General features: G+C 62.7%; 17 protein-coding genes. 9 read left to right on the plus strand and 8 right to left on the minus strand.

All coding sequences use genetic code 11. The annotated features are described in order from the left end of the window. Nucleotides 1-62: 62 nt before the first annotated feature. Together VFB05_RS10885 and VFB05_RS10890 are read left to right on the plus strand one after the other, a co-directional pair. On the plus strand, nt 63-1,274 hold the full coding sequence (locus tag VFB05_RS10885; protein WP_325012048.1) for a GNAT family N-acetyltransferase: 1,212 nt from the start codon (nt 63-65) through the stop codon (nt 1,272-1,274). A 14-nt stretch (nt 1,275-1,288) separates the two neighbouring features. Then, a complete protein-coding gene (locus VFB05_RS10890) occupies nt 1,289-1,711 on the plus strand; it encodes an HIT family protein (protein ID WP_325012050.1) in 423 nt (140 codons plus the stop codon). A gap of 5 nt (nt 1,712-1,716) precedes the next feature. Here VFB05_RS10890 and tsaA read toward each other — a convergent pair whose 3' ends face one another. From tsaA to VFB05_RS10925, 7 genes are all read right to left on the minus strand, one after another. Continuing rightward, nucleotides 1,717-2,202, minus strand: coding sequence for a tRNA (N6-threonylcarbamoyladenosine(37)-N6)-methyltransferase TrmO (tsaA, locus tag VFB05_RS10895; protein WP_325012052.1), 486 nt, complete (start codon nt 2,200-2,202; stop codon nt 1,717-1,719). Nucleotides 2,203-2,206: 4 nt separating this feature from the next. Further along, nucleotides 2,207-3,193: a tripartite tricarboxylate transporter substrate binding protein gene (locus VFB05_RS10900; RefSeq protein WP_325012054.1), complete on the minus strand. Its 987-nt coding sequence runs from the start codon at nt 3,191-3,193 to the stop codon at nt 2,207-2,209. 51 nt (nt 3,194-3,244) lie between these two features. Continuing rightward, nucleotides 3,245-3,589: an AzlD domain-containing protein gene (locus VFB05_RS10905; RefSeq protein WP_325012216.1), complete on the minus strand. Its 345-nt coding sequence runs from the start codon at nt 3,587-3,589 to the stop codon at nt 3,245-3,247. A gap of 8 nt (nt 3,590-3,597) precedes the next feature. Then, the gene (locus VFB05_RS10910) at nt 3,598-4,332 is read right to left on the minus strand and encodes an AzlC family ABC transporter permease (protein WP_325012218.1); all 735 of its coding nucleotides are present in this window, start codon (nt 4,330-4,332) and stop codon (nt 3,598-3,600) included. Between the two features lie 68 nt (nt 4,333-4,400). Then, nucleotides 4,401-5,393, minus strand: coding sequence for a lytic transglycosylase domain-containing protein (locus tag VFB05_RS10915; RefSeq protein ID WP_414643181.1), 993 nt, complete (start codon nt 5,391-5,393; stop codon nt 4,401-4,403). 103 nt (nt 5,394-5,496) lie between these two features. After that, complete coding sequence (locus VFB05_RS10920) at nt 5,497-6,540, minus strand: phenylacetaldoxime dehydratase family protein (protein WP_325012058.1); 1,044 nt, start codon at nt 6,538-6,540, stop codon at nt 5,497-5,499. An 11-nt stretch (nt 6,541-6,551) separates the two neighbouring features. Further along, nucleotides 6,552-7,586, minus strand: a complete 1,035-nt coding sequence (locus tag VFB05_RS10925; RefSeq protein WP_325012060.1) for a carbon-nitrogen hydrolase family protein — start codon at nt 7,584-7,586, stop codon at nt 6,552-6,554. Nucleotides 7,587-7,802: 216 nt separating this feature from the next. Between VFB05_RS10925 and VFB05_RS10930 the strand changes: the two genes are divergently transcribed. The 7 genes from VFB05_RS10930 to VFB05_RS10960 all read left to right on the plus strand — a co-directional run bounded on the left by VFB05_RS10930 (nt 7,803) and on the right by VFB05_RS10960 (nt 14,598). Then, a complete protein-coding gene (locus VFB05_RS10930; protein WP_325012062.1) occupies nt 7,803-8,756 on the plus strand; it encodes a helix-turn-helix domain-containing protein in 954 nt (317 codons plus the stop codon). Nucleotides 8,757-8,868: 112 nt separating this feature from the next. Further along, on the plus strand, nt 8,869-9,804 hold the full coding sequence (locus VFB05_RS10935) for a glycine reductase (protein ID WP_325012064.1): 936 nt from the start codon (nt 8,869-8,871) through the stop codon (nt 9,802-9,804). Between the two features lie 130 nt (nt 9,805-9,934). Further along, nucleotides 9,935-10,294, plus strand: coding sequence for a PilZ domain-containing protein (locus tag VFB05_RS10940; protein ID WP_325012066.1), 360 nt, complete (start codon nt 9,935-9,937; stop codon nt 10,292-10,294). Between the two features lie 81 nt (nt 10,295-10,375). Next, nucleotides 10,376-11,734: an alpha/beta hydrolase gene (locus VFB05_RS10945; protein WP_325012068.1), complete on the plus strand. Its 1,359-nt coding sequence runs from the start codon at nt 10,376-10,378 to the stop codon at nt 11,732-11,734. A 19-nt stretch (nt 11,735-11,753) separates the two neighbouring features. Beyond that, nucleotides 11,754-12,782: a TRAP transporter substrate-binding protein gene (locus tag VFB05_RS10950; protein WP_325012070.1), complete on the plus strand. Its 1,029-nt coding sequence runs from the start codon at nt 11,754-11,756 to the stop codon at nt 12,780-12,782. 25 nt (nt 12,783-12,807) lie between these two features. Next, nucleotides 12,808-13,305, plus strand: coding sequence for a TRAP transporter small permease (locus VFB05_RS10955; protein ID WP_325012072.1), 498 nt, complete (start codon nt 12,808-12,810; stop codon nt 13,303-13,305). 9 nt (nt 13,306-13,314) lie between these two features. After that, nucleotides 13,315-14,598, plus strand: coding sequence for a TRAP transporter large permease (locus tag VFB05_RS10960; protein WP_325012074.1), 1,284 nt, complete (start codon nt 13,315-13,317; stop codon nt 14,596-14,598). Nucleotides 14,599-14,667: 69 nt separating this feature from the next. Here VFB05_RS10960 and VFB05_RS10965 read toward each other — a convergent pair whose 3' ends face one another. Further along, nucleotides 14,668-15,750 carry a hypothetical protein gene (locus VFB05_RS10965; protein ID WP_325012076.1) on the minus strand — a complete coding sequence of 361 codons (1,083 nt, stop codon included), beginning with the start codon at nt 15,748-15,750 and terminating at the stop codon, nt 14,668-14,670. Nucleotides 15,751-15,761 lie beyond the last annotated feature (11 nt).

Below are 15,761 nucleotides of genomic sequence, written 5' to 3' on the forward strand. Positions count from 1 at the left end.
TCTTAGGGGTGGTCGCCACGGGCGATGGCTGATCAATATCTTGGGACCAGCGCCGACCCTCCATGGATTCATCCGAAATCACCCTCGAAGCGGTTTCCTCCGTCAGCCAGATCCCGGCCGACGAATGGAATGCCTGCGCGAATCCAGTCGTTTGCCCGGTCGGCCTGCCTGACGGTTTCAAAAGCCCCTACAATCCCTTTGTTTCACATACGTTTTTTTCAGCCGCCGAGGCGTCAGGGTCGGCAACCGCCCGCACCGGCTGGGGGCCGCGTCATCTGATCGCCCGGCGCGAGGGCCAGATCTCAGGCATCGTGCCCTGTTATCTGAAATCGCATTCGCGCGGTGAATACGTGTTCGACCGCGGCTGGGCCGATGCCTATGAACGCGCGGGCGGAAGCTATTATCCGAAGCTACAAGCTTCGGTTCCGTTCACTCCGGCGAGCGGCCCTCGCCTCCTGATCCGCAGCGACGAGGATCAGGAGGAGATCCGCACTGCGCTGGCGCGAGGCCTTGTCGGACTATGCCAGGCAACCGAAGCCTCTTCCGTGCACGTGACATTCGCGCGCGAGGCCGAGTGGAAATTTCTTGGCCAGCACGGCTTCCTGCAACGCACCGACCAGCAATTCCATTGGCAAAACCAGGGCTACCAGACCTTCGACGATTTTCTGGCGACGCTGAATTCGCGCCATCGCAAGGCGATCAAGCGCGAACGGCGCGAAGCGGTCGCAAACGGCATCACCATCCATGCGTTGAACGGCGGCAACATTACCGAGGAAGCCTGGGATGCATTCTTCGAATTCTACATGGAGACCGGTTCGCGCAAATGGGGGCGACCTTACCTCACCCGTTCATTCTTCTCGCTGATCGGCGATAGCATGGCGAAGGATGTGCTGCTGATCATGGCGAAGCGCAACAACCGCTGGATTGCGGGCGCCATCAATTTCATCGGCTCCGATACGCTGTTCGGCCGCAATTGGGGCGCGATCGAGCATCACCCGTTCCTGCATTTCGAGGTGTGCTACTATCAGGCCATCGACTATGCGATCACCCACGGCCTGAGAACGGTTGAAGCCGGCGCGCAGGGCGAGCACAAGATCGCTCGTGGATACCTGCCGCAGACCACCTATTCGGCGCACTATATCGCCGACCCGGGCCTGCGCTACGCGATCAACGATTATCTCAAGCGCGAACGTGCCTATGTTGCCGAGATGGGCCGCGAGCTTGCCGAGACCGGACCGTTCCGGAAAGACAACGGGATTGTCGGAGACGAATAGATCAGGAGCTTTTCATGCCCGCTTATGACCCGCAAAATCCCTTTGCCAAAATCCTGCGCGGCGAATTCCCCTGCTACAAGGTTTTCGAGGACGAGCATACGCTGGCGTTTCTCGACATCATGCCGCGTTGCCCCGGTCATACGCTTGTCATCCCGAAGGCGCCCGCTCGCAATATTCTCGACATCAGCCCGGATGATCTGGCGCATGTGACGCGTGTCGCACAAAAGATCGCCAAGGCCTCAATGACGGCGTTCGGCGCGCAAGGCATCACGGTGCAGCAATTCTCGGAAGCCGCCGGCGGCCAGGTGGTGTTTCACCTGCATGTGCATGTGATGCCGCGGCACATGGGTGTGGCGCTGTTACCGCCCGCAAGCCGCAAGGAAGACCCCAAGGTGCTGGAGGCCAATGCCGCGAAGCTGGTGGCGGCGTTGAAATAACGCGCTTACCGCGCCCCGCCCGCGCTCTGCGCTGCAAGCGGCGAGAATTCGCAGCGGTCCGGCTTCAAATCGATCAGCGGCGTCTCGTCGAGGCAATCGAGCCCGCGCACCAGCACGCTTGAGCCCTCGATGGCGACGAACTTGACGATCGAGGTGCCGATCGGATTCGGCCGCACCGGCGAGCGCAGCGAAAAGGTGCCGCGCGTCGATCTGTCATTTTTCGGGCTTTGCAGCACGATATTTCGCCGCGACTGATGCAGCCAGTAGATCACTTCCAGGTGCTGGTAGAAGTCGACGCCCTGAATTGCCGGCACCCAAGGCTCGAAGATTTCGAGCCGGCAGACCGGGCCGTCATGGTTGCCTTGCCGCGGCGTCTCCTCGCGCGATTTCCAGGGCGTGCGGATGCGGCCGATGAAGACAATACCGGCATCGTTCGCCGCCGGCATGTCGACCGCGACTTCACCTTCCCGTAGTTGCGTTTCCACAGTCATCGTTTCAGTCCAATGAAATATTGCGGGCCTTGACCACTTCAGACCACCGCGCGCGGTCGTCCTCGATGAATTTGGTGATCTCGGCCGCGCTCTGCGGCCGCTTCACCGAATAGCCGATTTTGCCAAGCGATGCACGGAAGGACTCGTCGTTGAGCGCCCGGTCGAGGCTCGCTTTCAGAATGGCCGCGACATTCTCCGGCACCTTCGCAGGCACCGCAATCGAGAACCAGACGCTGACGAGATAATCCGGATAGCCGCTTTCGACAATGGTCGGGACGTCGGGCAGTTCGGCGCGCCGCTCGGCCGAACTGACCGCTAATGCCCGCAAGGATCCGGCCTTGACCGCGGGCAAGGCCGTGCCGAAGGAATCGAACATCACCTGCACATTGCCGGCGATCAGATCGACCATGGCGGGTCCAGCCCCCTTGTAGGGCACATGGGTCATCTCGATGCCGGCCATCTGCTTGAACATCTCGCCGGCGAGATGGATGACGCCGCCCGTTCCGGCCGAACTGAACGAGAGCTTTCCCGGATTCTGCTTGGCATAAGCCACGAACTCGGCAACCGATTTCGCCGGCACTGAGGGGTGGACCTCCATCAACAGCGGATCTTCGGTGACAATCGCCAACGTGAGGAAATCGCGGTCGGGATCGTAGGCCAGTTTCTTGTAGAGCATCGGATTGAGCGTGAACATTGAGCCGGATACGACGAGCAGCGTGTACCCATCGGCATCACCCCGAGCGACCGCTTCGGCGCCGATCGCGCCTTGCGCACCGCCCTTGTTCTCGACAAACGTCGCCTGCTTGAGGTCTCTTGCGAGATAATCCGCAACCATCCGCCCGACGACGTCGGTCGGGCCACCCGCTGCATAGGGAACCACAAGGCGGATGGGACGTGTTGGAAATTCGGCGGCATCGCCATGCGTCGCGGCGAGAAGAAAGGCTAAGCCCGCAAGGCAGCCGAACAAGGCTTGCTTGAGATAGCCTCCCATGCTGTTTCTCCGCTGGAGCTGTTTTGCTTGATCAAACCAGCAACGGAGCGATCAGCCAAGCCACCATTTGCCCACGAGCATCACAACTTCGCCGGAGACAACGCCTGCGAAGATCGAGCGCTTCGTCAGCGAAAAGGCGACGAAACCGACAATCAGCGCGCCATAACGCAGGGCGTCGGGAACGCTCGCCAGCGCGCCCGGCGGATGCACCAGGATCTCCGCGATCACGCCGGCGAGGATCGCTGTTGCCACTGCCTTGACCAACATCAGGAGGTCGGAACCCTCGTCGAGCCCGCCGCCGAGCCATAGCCCGAGCATGCGCCAGATCTGGTTCGGGATCACGCCTGCCAACAGCAACACCACGAGCGCATGCCAATCGCCAACGAAATTGCGCAACAGATCGCTCATGGCCCCTCCCGCCATTTGTGGACGAGAAAGGCGATGGTGCCGGCGGCAACGCCGCTGATCAGGATATCGAGGCCGCTGTCGAGCAGCGATGCGAGCGGATAGAAAGCAAGCCCCAGCCCCAGCGCCAGCACGTCCGCCAGCTCTTTCGAGTTGCGCGCGGTCGAAAACAGGAATGAGAGTGGCGTCAACAACAGGATCGCCGACGCGAATGTCTGGGTGAGGTTCGCGGCGAGCTCATAGCCGATCACGGTCGCAACCAGGCCGATCAAAGCGAGCCCGCTACCGAGGCCGTGGACGAAAGCGATGCGGCGATCGCGCGGCACATGCGGCAGGAAGCGGTAGCACTCGACCCATAACGTGACGGCGGTGAAATGTGCGACCAGCACGAGGTCGCGCCGCCTGGTCTTCGGCGTGCGCATCATCGGCAGGACGGCGACCACCATCGGAAACAGCCGGATCGCACTCACGGTCACCGCGATCGCCGATTGCACGATGGAGACGCCTGAGGACAGCGTCGAGATCAGGATGATCTGCGAAGGCCCCGCCCAGACCAGCAGCGTCGCAAGCAAGGCCCAGACCAGCGAGAAGTACGTATCATGGGCCAGCGCGCCGATGCCGATATAGGTGACGAACAGCACAGCCGAGAGAATCGTCGATCGGACCGACGCCATCCCCCACGCGAAGGCGCGAAGCGGCATATTCCATTGCGGGGAGTCGAGCGGCGGAAACATGCGGGAACGGAGTAACGTGAAAGAGATGCTCGTCAACCACGCGGATGCTCAAGGCTGTCATGCACCGCTCATCCCCTCGCCCCAAAATTCCTCAGCACAAAGCAGGCCCCGCCGGCGCGGCGAATGCGATTGCACAAATCGTCGGCCTCGGGCCGCGTTTCGGCGCCAATGCGCACCTGATAGAACGGCCGCATGCCGCGGTTGCGGTTCTGCGAACTGAGCAAGCTCGGCGACTGCTCGCCGATCACGCCGCGCAACTTCGCCATCGCGCGCGAATACATCGCCATTGCAAGGTTGCGGTCAAATCCCCCGGCAAGCTGAACGCCCCACGGCTTTGCGGCGCCAAGCTGCACGCTCTCTTCGAGCCGGCTGACGAAATAGTTCGGCGCACGTTTGAGCAGCACCATCAGCTCCTGGCAGGTGGTGTGGGTGGCCGCGCGGTCTGATACCTGGCCGCCGCGGCCGGCCGCCTGCCATTCCTCGACCGTAGCGCCGGTAATGACCGCAACGTAGTGCCGGGTCTCCTGCGGCATTGATCCTGAGCCTGCGAGCCATTCCTGCACCCGCCGCGGCCCGGCATTATAGGCGGCCGCCGCAAGCCCAAGATTGCCAAATTGACTGCGCAGCTCGCTCAGGAACTCGGCGGACTTCGGCAACGCCTGAACGGGATCGAAGGGATCGAGCAAACGGCGCTCGCTGGCCGTCCCCGGCATGAACTGCGCGATGCCTTGTGCGCGCTCGCCACGGCGCGTCATCGGCCCGATGGCGCCAGCCTGGAAGCGGCTTTCCTGCCAGATGACGCGGGCAAAGAACTCGAGCGGCAGGTTGTTGGCCCTCGCCGCCGCCTCGATCATCAGGCACATGGCCTCCCGCGTATTGGGATCGGTCGGCTTTTCGGGTGGGATCGCGAGTTCTTCGACGCTGGGAACCGCGATGCCGTAACGGTCGTCGTTCGCGGGCTTGGTCTCCTGCGCGAGCGTATCGCCTGCGCTCCAGAGAAGCATTGCTGCCGCGCCTGAGAGCGGCAGCAAGAGCGCAACAAGGTAGGACGCGACACGCATCCCGACACAAGTTCGCAAGGCCATGCTGGTTCCCAGGCGCCGGTTTGAGCCGACGGCGAGCCTACCACACCTTGCGAAACCGACGATGACGCTGCGAGGGCGACTACACCGCCGCTACCGCCTCGACGCCCGCAAGCATGCCGGTCGCGGGATGGCAGTCGCGGTATTCAAAGAACTGCTCGTCCGCGGCAGCTACCGTCACCTCGTGATAAAGCCTGAGCTTCGCCGCCGGCCCCAGCGTCGAGAGATATTTCATCGCCGCGCCAAAAATCTTCACATGGGTCGGATGGGATTCCGCCCAGCGTTCGAGCGCGGCGAGGCTTTTCCACCAGCTCTGCCCGTAGGATTTTTCCGTCGGCGTCCCGTCGGCACCAAGCACGCGCATATAGCGGTTGGCGTAGCAGCCAATGCCAAGGCCCTCATCGCGGAGGAACTCCATGCCTTCGCGCAGCACCGGTTCGACCTCTTCGAGATAGAGTTTGCGCTCGGCGGCGTCCGTATCGCTCCAGTCCTGGCCGGAGCGGATCAGGCACAGATTGGCATGCGCATTGACGCGCAGCCGCCCGCCATCGCGAACAAGCGCAGGCTTGCCGCCGGGCGCCATCTCGTCGGTCTGCGATAGCGCGATGCGATCACGCATGCCACCCCAGTAAGCGTGCTCCTGCACCGCGCCGCTCATGCCATCAGCAATGACCGCAACGCCTTCGGCGCGTCCGAGCGAGGAGAACAGCGTTTCGTAGCGCGCGACGCTCGGCCGCAGCACTTCGATATAACGGCCAATTCCTGTGGCGCCATCGCCCGTCCAAGCTTCGCGCGCGGGCCCAAACCAGGCATCGAACTTCGCGACATCGTCCCAGTAGGCGACCGAGACGACGTTCGAGAAGCCGGCCTGGTCGACATACTGCGCGCGGTCCCAATGCGAGGGGCCGTTCGCGCCCGTGAAACGCCGGGCGATCTCGCCGAGCGCGCTTGCCACGGCCGCGGGCGGCTCGCCGCGGTATTGCAGGCCGAAATAAGCCATCACGACCCGGGTGACAGTCGGCTTGTGGCGCGCCACAAACGACGGATATGGCGGGCTGTAATCGTCGGGTACGCGGCGATGGCGTGAGCGGTCGGTCTTCAGATGTGGGGGAATCGCGGATTCCATGGCGTCGCTCCTCAAGCTGCCTCGTTGGATCTCGCAGGCGCTACCTCAACCTCTTCCGGCGCGACGCTATCGAGCGGTAGCGCGAACGGCTCGACCCGTTTGAACGGCTTCTTGTTGAGAAGCAGCCGCGTGACGTCAGGCCGCGAATAATGTCCGGCGGGATCGGCGGCATTCTTGGCAACCCCGATGGCGCCAAGGTCGATCTCGGCCATCAGAAGGCCCTCGGCATCCGGTGCGAGTTTCTCGGCGAGCGAACTGCCGTCGGGCCCGTAGATCGCAGCAAATCCGCCACCGGCATGCAGCAGGGCATGCTTGTCCGGACGATCGCAGAGTTCGTCGATCATGGCTTGCGAGACGGTGGCGCAGGGCGCCAGCACGAAGCATGAGCCTTCCACCGCATAGACACGCGAGGCGGCATTGTTCACCTCGGCGCCGAGCGCCGGAGCGAAGGGATCATAAAGCGAGAAGCTCGGCCACGAGGCGACGTGGACTTGCTCGTTCTGCGCGTACATCGCGTATTTCGACAGGGGCTGCAGGTGCTCCCAGCAGCACAGGGCGCCGAGCCGGCCGACATCCGCTCGTTCGTGCACGGCAAGATCGCTGCCGTCGCCCTCGCCATAGACCGTGCGCTCGGCATGCGTCGGACGCAGCTTGCGTCGCTTGGCGATGGTCTCACCGTCAGGTCCGATCAGCCATTGCGCGATGTAGAGGCTGCCGCCGTCGCGCTCGGACAGGCCGATCACGGCCGTGAGTTTCGCCTTCTTGACCGCGGCGCGCAGCTTCTCGGCCTGCGGGCTGTCATAGGCGAGCGAATTGTCAAAATAGCGCTGCACGAAGCCGCGGCCGATGGCCCAGGCGGGCGAATCCAGCCAGATGTACCAGGGGTAGCCAGGGATGAAGACTTCCGGAAACGCGATCAGCTTGGCGCCCTTCTCGGCCGCCTCCTCGATCAGAGCAATGCACTTCTTGATTGAGCCATCGAGATCGAGAAAGGCCGGAGCCGCCTGCACCACGGCCACCTTGTATTTGGAATGCGAAATGCCCATCGCTGTCTCCATCGCTAGCAGCCGGCCCTCCGACGGGCGGTTTCCCGTTGATCGGAACCGGCAATCCGTTGCAATCTGTTTGCGCCAGGCACAGGCAACGCGCTCGTCCGCCAAGGAACAAGAATTCGACTGCCGAGGAGCAGTCCGGGGCAGCGGGCGCGGTCAACGAGACGTTTGAATATTGGCCTTCAGCCGACGTGAACGGAGACAGGCGCGATGCCGATCCATTTCACCACCGATACCGCGCCAGGGTATCGGCGGCTTGCTCTCTGGCAGGACATCGTTTGCGATGTGTATGTCGGGCTCGACTGCACCTCGTCGCTCGGCAGTGACTTTCATGGCGCGGTCATGCGCACCCCGCTCGGCCGCGCCGCCTGCACCGAGGTCTCCTCGCATCAGCAGCGCGTCCAGCGCACGCCCTCGCGCATCAACCGCGCGCATGAGGAATATGTCCTGATCGCGCTCGGCAAGCACGGGATCGGCGGTGTGATGCAGGACGGCCGCGAGACGGTGATCCATCCCGGCGAATTTGCGATCTACGACACCACCCGTCCCTATGAGCTGCGCTTCAATGATGCGTTCACGCAGACGATCCTGCAGGTGCCGCGGGATATGCTGAGCCGCTGCATCGCCGGCACCGAAGCGTTGACCGCGATCAGCTTCGGCTGCGATCGTCCCCTCGCAAAGCTCGCGCACGATTTTGTCTATCAGCTCTGCCAGAGCGCCGACCGCATCGCGCCCGACCAGGCGACGCGCTTGTCCGATCAGGCGGTGGATCTGGTTGCCATGGCGCTCGCCGAGCGGCTCCCGGCGCAGCCTGCGGCCTCGACTCACCGCGCGGCGCTACAGTACCGGCTCAAGGCCCATATCCGCGCGCATCTTTCCGATCCCGACCTCTCGCTGGCCGAGACCGCCGCAGCGCTCGGCATCTCGGCTCGCTATGTCAACGATCTGCTCTCCGATGACGATACGTCATTCCAGCGCCATGTGCTGAAGCAGCGGCTCTCGCAGTGCGCACGCGACCTCGCCTCGCCGATGCTGGCGCACCGCCAGGTCGGCGAAATCGCCTTTGCCTGGGGCTTCAACGACCTCTCGCATTTTGGGCGGGTCTTCCGCGAGCACTACGGCGCCTCGCCGCGCGAGTGGCGGCAAAGCAAGCTGGCGCACTGACGCGTAGCGCGGTTTGCATTGCAGTTCTGCCCCTGCTGCAACGTGCTTGACACCTTCCTCCCGCAGTTTAGCTATCGCTCCAATGATAGCTCGCTGGTGAGGCTTTTCCGATATGGCGGCACCTTCTGACGACCGGACTGGCTTTGCGCCCGACGACGACGCACCGATCCCCTATATGGCGCGCACGCGCGAATATTACGCCGCGATCGGCTACACCACGCCCTATCGCTGGGCGCATTACGTCGATGCGCCGTTCCAACCCCTGCGCAAGCCGCTGGCGCAATCGCGCGTCACCATCATCACGACTGCAGCGCCATTCGATCCCGCCAAGGGCGATCAGGGACCCGGCGCGAAATACAACGGCGGCGCCAAATTCTATACCGTCTATGACGGCGACACTTCCAAGACGCACGATTTGCGAATTTCCCACATCGCCTACGACCGCGTGCACACCTCGGCTGAGGACAGCGGCACCTGGTTCCCGCTGCCGCAACTAAAGCGGCTCGCGAAAGAAAAGCGGATCGGGGAAGTTGCCCCGCGCTTTTTCGGCGCGCCGACCAACCGCAGCCATCGCGTGACGATCGAGACCGATGCGCCCCAAATTCTCGCCCGCTGCCAGGCCGATGGCATCGACGCCGCGGTACTGGTACCGAACTGCCCGGTCTGCCACCAGACCATCAGCCTCGTTGCCCGGCATCTCGAGGCCAACGGCATCCCGACCGTCGTCATGGGCTGCGCCAAGGATATCGTCGAGCACGCCGCAGTGCCCCGCTTCCTGTTCTCGGATTTCCCGCTCGGCAACTCCGCCGGCAAGCCGCATGACGTGGCGTCGCAGGCGTTCACGCTCGAGCTGGCGCTGCGCGTCCTCGAGACCGCACCGTCAGGGCAAACGACGGTGCAATCGCCGCTGCGGTGGAGCGCGGATGCCTCCTGGAAGCGCGACTACAATAACGTCGCAGCGTTAAGCGCCGAGGAACTCGCCCGGCGCCGGCGCGAATTCGACGCCCAGAAGGAAATCGCACGGACCCTCCGCGACACGGCCGCTTAACCGTAAGATTCTCGGTATTCCGGCCGATCCTCCTAAAATCGATTTACGTTAACGCGGCTTTTTGGCCACGATGGCCTTCCGCTACCGGCAAAGCCGCGTAAAAGTCTGCCTGTTTTTTAGGAGCTTTTCGATGCCGGAACGACGCCAGACCCCACGCGACAAAGTGATTTACGGCGGCACCGCCGAAATCGCCGAAAGTGGCGCGTCGAGGGATTGCGTGGTGCGCGATATTTCGAAAGACGGCGCCCATCTCGAATTCAGCAACGACATACGTCTGCCCAAGGATTCGCTGCGGCTGACCATTGCGCGCAAGGGACGCTCGTTCATGGCCCGGGTCATCTGGTTGCGCGACAATTTTGTCGGCGTCGCGTTCAACCAGGAGCACTCCTACGAACTACCCGGCTCCGACCTCGCCGAACGCCTGCGCAAGAGCGAGAAGAAAAAGCGCCTGCTGCAGAAACGGATCAAGGAATTGATCGGCGAAGGCTGACCCCCGGTCAGCTAACCCTCCCTTGTGCGCCCTCCCTCGCCCGCCCATAATCGCGGTGCTACCGGGAGGAATAATAAAAACATGCGCATCCTGTTCGCACCTTTCGCCGCCGCCCTCATCGGGCTCGTCGGCCAAGCCGCCTCCGCACAAACCTCCGACCGCACCATCGACGAAATCAAGAGCGAGACGCTCGCCCGCGCCCAGACCGGCGCCTATCCCGCGCTCGGCATCCAGCCCGCTGACGCCAGCGACGCGCTCTCCCGCATCAAGACCCGCGATCCCGATGAATGGGCGGCCGGCTGGAGTGCGGTTGCCGACAGCTACATGGCCAAGGCAAAAGCAGCCTCCGATCCCAAGGTGGCCGACGCCAACTTTGTGCGCGCCTGGCGGCTTTATTACTTCGGCCAGTGGCCGTCGCCGACGTCACCCGGCAAGCAGGCCGCCTATCAGAAGGCGGTCGACGCCTATTTGCAGCACGCCCGTTATTTCGATCCGCCGCTCGAAGTCGTGCGCATCCCTTATGAGGGCAAGGAGATCGTCGGCTACTTGCGGCTGCCCGCCAATACCCCTCGCCCGGCGCCGCTGGTGCTGGCGATATCCGGCCTCGACAGCCGCAAGGAAACCGTCACCGAGACCTATGCGGCGGCGATCCCTGAGGGGATCGGCTTCTTCGCCGTCGATAGTCCCGGCACCGGGCAGGCGCCACACAAGGCGGACGAGAACGCTGACCAGATCTATTCGCGCGTTCTGGATTATCTCGCGACCAGGCCGGAGATCGACAAGGACCGCATCCTCGTCCACGGCCAGAGCTTTGGCGCCTACTGGGCCGCAAAGCTGGCACACACCGAAGCCCCGCGTCTTTCTGGCGCGGTGGCGCAGTCGCCGCCGATCCATCGCACGTTCCAGCCGGAATTTTTTCGCAGCCGGATGTACACGCGCGAATACTTGTTCGATTACGTTCCGGCGAGCCTGTTCGTCTACGGCATGAAATCACCCGACGAGCTGATTGCCTTCCTGCCAAAAATGTCGCTGCAAGCGCAGGGCCTGCTCGGCAAGCCGACGGCGCCCATTCTGGTCGTCGGCGGCACGCGCGATACCCAGGTGCCGATCGACGACCTCGAATTGCTCATCAACAGCGGCAGCACACCGCGCGAGGCCTGGATCAACCCGGCCGGCGGGCATATGGGCCGTAACGGCACAACGTGGCCCGATCCGGTGATCTTCAGAAAGATCATCCTGCCGTGGGAGGCCCGGCACCTCAACGCCAAGACGGCACCACAAGGCCGCGCCCTAGGACGGTCGGCGCATGGTCGATATTCCTCGCGGGCTTTAAGGTTGCGACGAATATCGCTCTTTCAACGGATGCCCACTTCTGTCAGCTTAGCGCCGCTCGGCAGGCCAGCGGTCGGCTGGGCCATAACGCCAAGAAAAGACAGATAAAAACAGCCGGAGGAAACCGATGCCCGCCACGTCCGAGAGCCGCCTCATCGTCAATCGCCGCACGCTTCTACGTGCCGGCGGAGGTCTGGCAGGCATCCTCGCCACCGGCCGTGCGCCGGTCTTCGCTCAGGCCCAGCCGAAAAAGCTGGTGTTTGCGCATATCAACGCCGTGCCGGAATCGGCTGCGGTCGCGTTCGACTGGATGGCAAAAGAACTCACCGCCCGCTCGAATGGCGCGCTCGAAATGCAGTTCTTCGGCAAGACGCTGATCCCGCAAGAGCTCGAGATCATGAACGCGGTCAAGTCCGGCAGCATCGCGATGGGCAGCCCGGCAGGCGCCGCGGCGACGCTGTTTCCCGAGATGGGCGCGTTCCTGGTGCCTTATCTCGTGAAGGACTACGCGAGCGCCTACGGCATGTTCAACGGCGCTATCGGCGACAAGCTGAGCAAGCAGATCGAGGACAATTACAAGCTCAAGGTGCTCTGCTATTTCGATTACGGTTTCCGGCATTTCTGGACGTCGAAGAAGCCGATCGTCGAGCCGAAAGACCTGCGCGGCATGAAGATCCGCGTGCAGCAATCGAAGATCTTCGGCGATACCATCAATGGCCTTGGCGGCAATGCCGTGCCGATGGCCTATGGCGAGGTCGTCACCGCGGCAAAACAGGGCGTGATCGACGGCGGCGATTTGCCGATCGTCAACATGAAGGCCCTGAAAATCTACGAGGTCTCGAAGTACGCCTCCCTCACCTATCATAACTACGGCCCGACCAATGCCGTGATGAATCTCGATATCTGGAACGGTCTGACGGCTGATCAGCAGAAGCTCGTCCTCGAACTGTCGCGCGCCGCGCAGGAAAAGATTCGCCAGCAGACCGAGTCGGTCGATCATTTCGCGGAGGCCAAGGCACTGCTCGAACCGGTCGGAATGACCGTGGTCGAAGCCAAAACCGACGAATTCCGTAAGGTAGCGCAGCAAAAAATCTGGCCGGCTTACAAGGCGCAGTACGGCGCCCTGTGGGACGAGATCGAGGGTTTCAAGGCTTAAAGCTGCGTCGGACCAGTCGAAGCGCATGCTGCGTATCCTCAAAACCGCCCCGAAATTCGCGGTCACGGCGCTGATCGTGCTTGCGATCATCAACCTCCTGCTCGGCGTCATCCTGCGCTATTTCGTCGGCGCCATCACCGACTGGCTCGACGTCGATCCGGTGCCATTTACCTGGGTCGAGGAAGTCGGCGAACTGTCGCTCGCCTGGCTGACGCTGATTGGGGCTGCGATCGGCATCCAGTCGCGCTCGCATTTCGCGCTGTCGGTGTTCGTGCATCATCTGCCGGAAACGACGCAGCTCTGGATTCGCCGTTTCAATCACGCGCTGATTGTTTGCGTCGGTCTTCTGGTCGCCTGGTATGGCTGGAAGCTATGCCTGCTCAACCGCGCCCTGACGACGCCCGGCCTCGGCATCAGCCTCGCCTGGCTTTACGCGTCAGCCGTGGTCGGCGGCCTTTTGATCGCGGTGTATGGCGTTGCGGCGATATGGTCGCCGCAACCCGAGCAGCAATCACAGCATTAGGACGCGCGCATGCTGCTTGCTGAAGTCGCCGCCATCTTTCTTGTACTGATCCTGCTCTCGATGCCGATCGTCTTTGCGCTCGCGGTTGCCGGTATCGCCGGCCTGTGGATCGGCGGTTATCCGATGCAGCAACTTTCCTCCGCGCTGGTGTCGGGCTCGCAGAGCTGGGTGCTGCTCGCCATCCCTGCCTTCGTCTTCGCCGGCAATTTGATGGAACGCTGCGGCATGAGCCATGCACTGGTTGAGCTCGCCCGCGCGCTGATCGGCTGGGTCAAGGGCGGGCTTGGCATGTCGGTGATCGTGGTCGCCTATTTCTTCTCCGACATCTGCGGATCGAAAATGGCGGAAGTTTCAGCGCTGGGTTCGGCGCTGATGCCGCCCTTGAGCAAGGCCGGCTACGACCGCCGCGATTCCGCCTCTCTGATCGCGGCGGGCACCGCGATGGGCATGCTGGTGCCGCCCGCGATCTTCATGATCGTCATCGCGCAAGTCACCAACACCTCGGCGGTTGCGCTGTTCGTCGCCGGATTCATTCCGGCCATGGTCATCATGCTCTGCCTGATGGCGGTGGTTTACGTTCGCGCGCGGCAGAAAAACTGGCCGGTCGACACCAGGCCGAGCTTGAAACGCATCGGCGAAGCCGCATTGCATGCCGCGGTGCCGATGGTTGTCCCGTTCGTTATTCTCGCGGGCTTCATCCTCGGCATCATCACCGCGACCGAGGCCGGCGCGGTGGTCGCCGGCTACGCCTTTCTCGCCGCCAAACTCTATTACCGCAACGTGTCCTGGCGCGAGATGGGCAGCATCGCCTATGACAGCGCCATCCTCACCGCGGCGGTGGTGTTCCTGCTCGCGGTCGCTTCCGTCTATCAATATCTGATGGGCGTCAGCGGAGTACCGCAGCTTCTCGGCGAGCTATTATCGCCGCTGAGGGGACATCCGTGGCTGTTTCTCACGGTCACCGCGATCGTGAGCTGCCTGTTCGGCATGGTGCTGGAGGGCCTTCCCGCCGCCGTCGTGCTGATTCCCGTGGTGTTTCCGATCTCGGAATCGATGGGCATCGACCCCATCCACTTCAATATCGTTCAAACTGCGGCTGTCGGGATCGGCCTTTTCCTGCCGCCGATGGGCGTCGGCCTCCTGATGGCGCTACGCTTTGCCAGACTGAACGTGGGCGATCATTTCCGCACCTATTTGCCTTACATGCTCGCGCTATTTGCGGGCCTGCTTCTGATCATCTGCATTCCCGAGATCAGCCTGACGCTGCCGAGGCTCGCCGGCCTGATCCGGTAACCCCTGCCAGAAATAAAACCTTCGGGCGCGGGCCAAAGGCCGCACTCGAAGGTTTCAAGCGTTACTCGATCAAATCAGATGCAGCCGCTTGAGCTTGCGGATCTCTTCGACGAACTCTTCGATGCCCTGCTTGTCGTAGATCATCATCAGCCGCTCCGGGCTGAGGTTGGACAGCACGACGTTGCGGAAGAAGTTGTTGAACCGCGAGACATCGCTTGCGTCGTAGCCGAACTGCGGGGCGACTTGCGCCAACAGCACCTGGACCGTGGTGACGGCAGGGATGGAGTTGACGAAGTCAGCGTCCGAGAGGTTGTGGATCTGATATTCGACCAGCACATTGCCCTGTCCGGCCCTGGCCAGATCGGTGCCGGAGCCAAGCTGGGCCAGCGGCGGCAAGCGCAGCTGGCCATTGTCCATCACCAGGTAACCTTTCGCGACGGGATCGATCTGCGCCAGGATCGCAGCCGCCCGTAGCCAGTTGACGACCTTGAATTCGTTGCCGAGCGTCGGCGCCGAATGGGCCGAGGCCTGTGTGATCACGAACAGCGGCGGAAGACCGCGAGCCATGGTTTCCGCGATGCTGATGATGTGGTGACCGCCGGTGCGGGAATCACCGGGCGCACCGAAGTTATCGTTGGTACCCGAGCCGCCGAAATTCAGTTCGGTGAATTCGGTGCCGTCGGCGTTCCACTGGAACACCATCATCTTGCCCCAGTCGTGCCAGATCGGCGCGGCGAGAACAACGTCCTGGTTGATGTCGACGTCGCCATGGCGGCTGATGCCGGTGACGATCGGCAGGTTGTGCGCGCCGGCGATGCCATATTCGCCACGATAGGTATCGGCAAAATTGATCGAGCTCTGGTCGTTGAAGGATTCATGCACGGCGAGACCACCGGGATAGGAGTGGTGACCGCCGAAATTGCTGCCGGGCGTGGCTCTGAACGTCATCGGCAGCGTGGGGCACGCCGAACCGTCGTGAATCACGGGAGGGAACACGCCAGCCTTCACGCCACCGGTGATGGCGGCCGCGTCGGCCGGGTTGACCAGCCCCTGCGCTTCCAGCGTGTTGATGATCTGGGCCTTGGTTGCATCGTTTACGTTGGCCCGGTGACGAATGCAGGTATTCGGATTGAGGAAGGAATCCAGCGTCACATCGCGAAGCT

The organism is Bradyrhizobium sp., from assembly GCF_035652035.1.
GTDB lineage: Bacteria > Pseudomonadota > Alphaproteobacteria > Rhizobiales > Xanthobacteraceae > Bradyrhizobium.

What these genes read in the sequence shown, in the direction of transcription:
- VFB05_RS10910 (WP_325012218.1), bottom strand. Translation starts at nt 4,332, where the DNA reads ATGTTTCCGCCGCTCGACTCCCCGCAATGGAATATGCCGCTTCGCGCC.
- VFB05_RS10885 (WP_325012048.1), top strand. Translation starts at nt 63, where the DNA reads ATGGATTCATCCGAAATCACCCTCGAAGCGGTTTCCTCCGTCAGCCAG.
- VFB05_RS10930 (WP_325012062.1), top strand. Translation starts at nt 7,803, where the DNA reads ATGCCGATCCATTTCACCACCGATACCGCGCCAGGGTATCGGCGGCTT.
- VFB05_RS10955 (WP_325012072.1), top strand. Translation starts at nt 12,808, where the DNA reads ATGCTGCGTATCCTCAAAACCGCCCCGAAATTCGCGGTCACGGCGCTG.
- VFB05_RS10915 (WP_414643181.1), bottom strand. Translation starts at nt 5,393, where the DNA reads ATGCGTGTCGCGTCCTACCTTGTTGCGCTCTTGCTGCCGCTCTCAGGC.
- VFB05_RS10950 (WP_325012070.1), top strand. Translation starts at nt 11,754, where the DNA reads ATGCCCGCCACGTCCGAGAGCCGCCTCATCGTCAATCGCCGCACGCTT.
- VFB05_RS10890 (WP_325012050.1), top strand. Translation starts at nt 1,289, where the DNA reads ATGCCCGCTTATGACCCGCAAAATCCCTTTGCCAAAATCCTGCGCGGC.
- VFB05_RS10940 (WP_325012066.1), top strand. Translation starts at nt 9,935, where the DNA reads ATGCCGGAACGACGCCAGACCCCACGCGACAAAGTGATTTACGGCGGC.
- VFB05_RS10945 (WP_325012068.1), top strand. Translation starts at nt 10,376, where the DNA reads ATGCGCATCCTGTTCGCACCTTTCGCCGCCGCCCTCATCGGGCTCGTC.
- tsaA (WP_325012052.1), bottom strand. Translation starts at nt 2,202, where the DNA reads ATGACTGTGGAAACGCAACTACGGGAAGGTGAAGTCGCGGTCGACATG.
- VFB05_RS10925 (WP_325012060.1), bottom strand. Translation starts at nt 7,586, where the DNA reads ATGGGCATTTCGCATTCCAAATACAAGGTGGCCGTGGTGCAGGCGGCT.
- VFB05_RS10920 (WP_325012058.1), bottom strand. Translation starts at nt 6,540, where the DNA reads ATGGAATCCGCGATTCCCCCACATCTGAAGACCGACCGCTCACGCCAT.
- VFB05_RS10960 (WP_325012074.1), top strand. Translation starts at nt 13,315, where the DNA reads ATGCTGCTTGCTGAAGTCGCCGCCATCTTTCTTGTACTGATCCTGCTC.
- VFB05_RS10935 (WP_325012064.1), top strand. Translation starts at nt 8,869, where the DNA reads ATGGCGGCACCTTCTGACGACCGGACTGGCTTTGCGCCCGACGACGAC.
- VFB05_RS10900 (WP_325012054.1), bottom strand. Translation starts at nt 3,193, where the DNA reads ATGGGAGGCTATCTCAAGCAAGCCTTGTTCGGCTGCCTTGCGGGCTTA.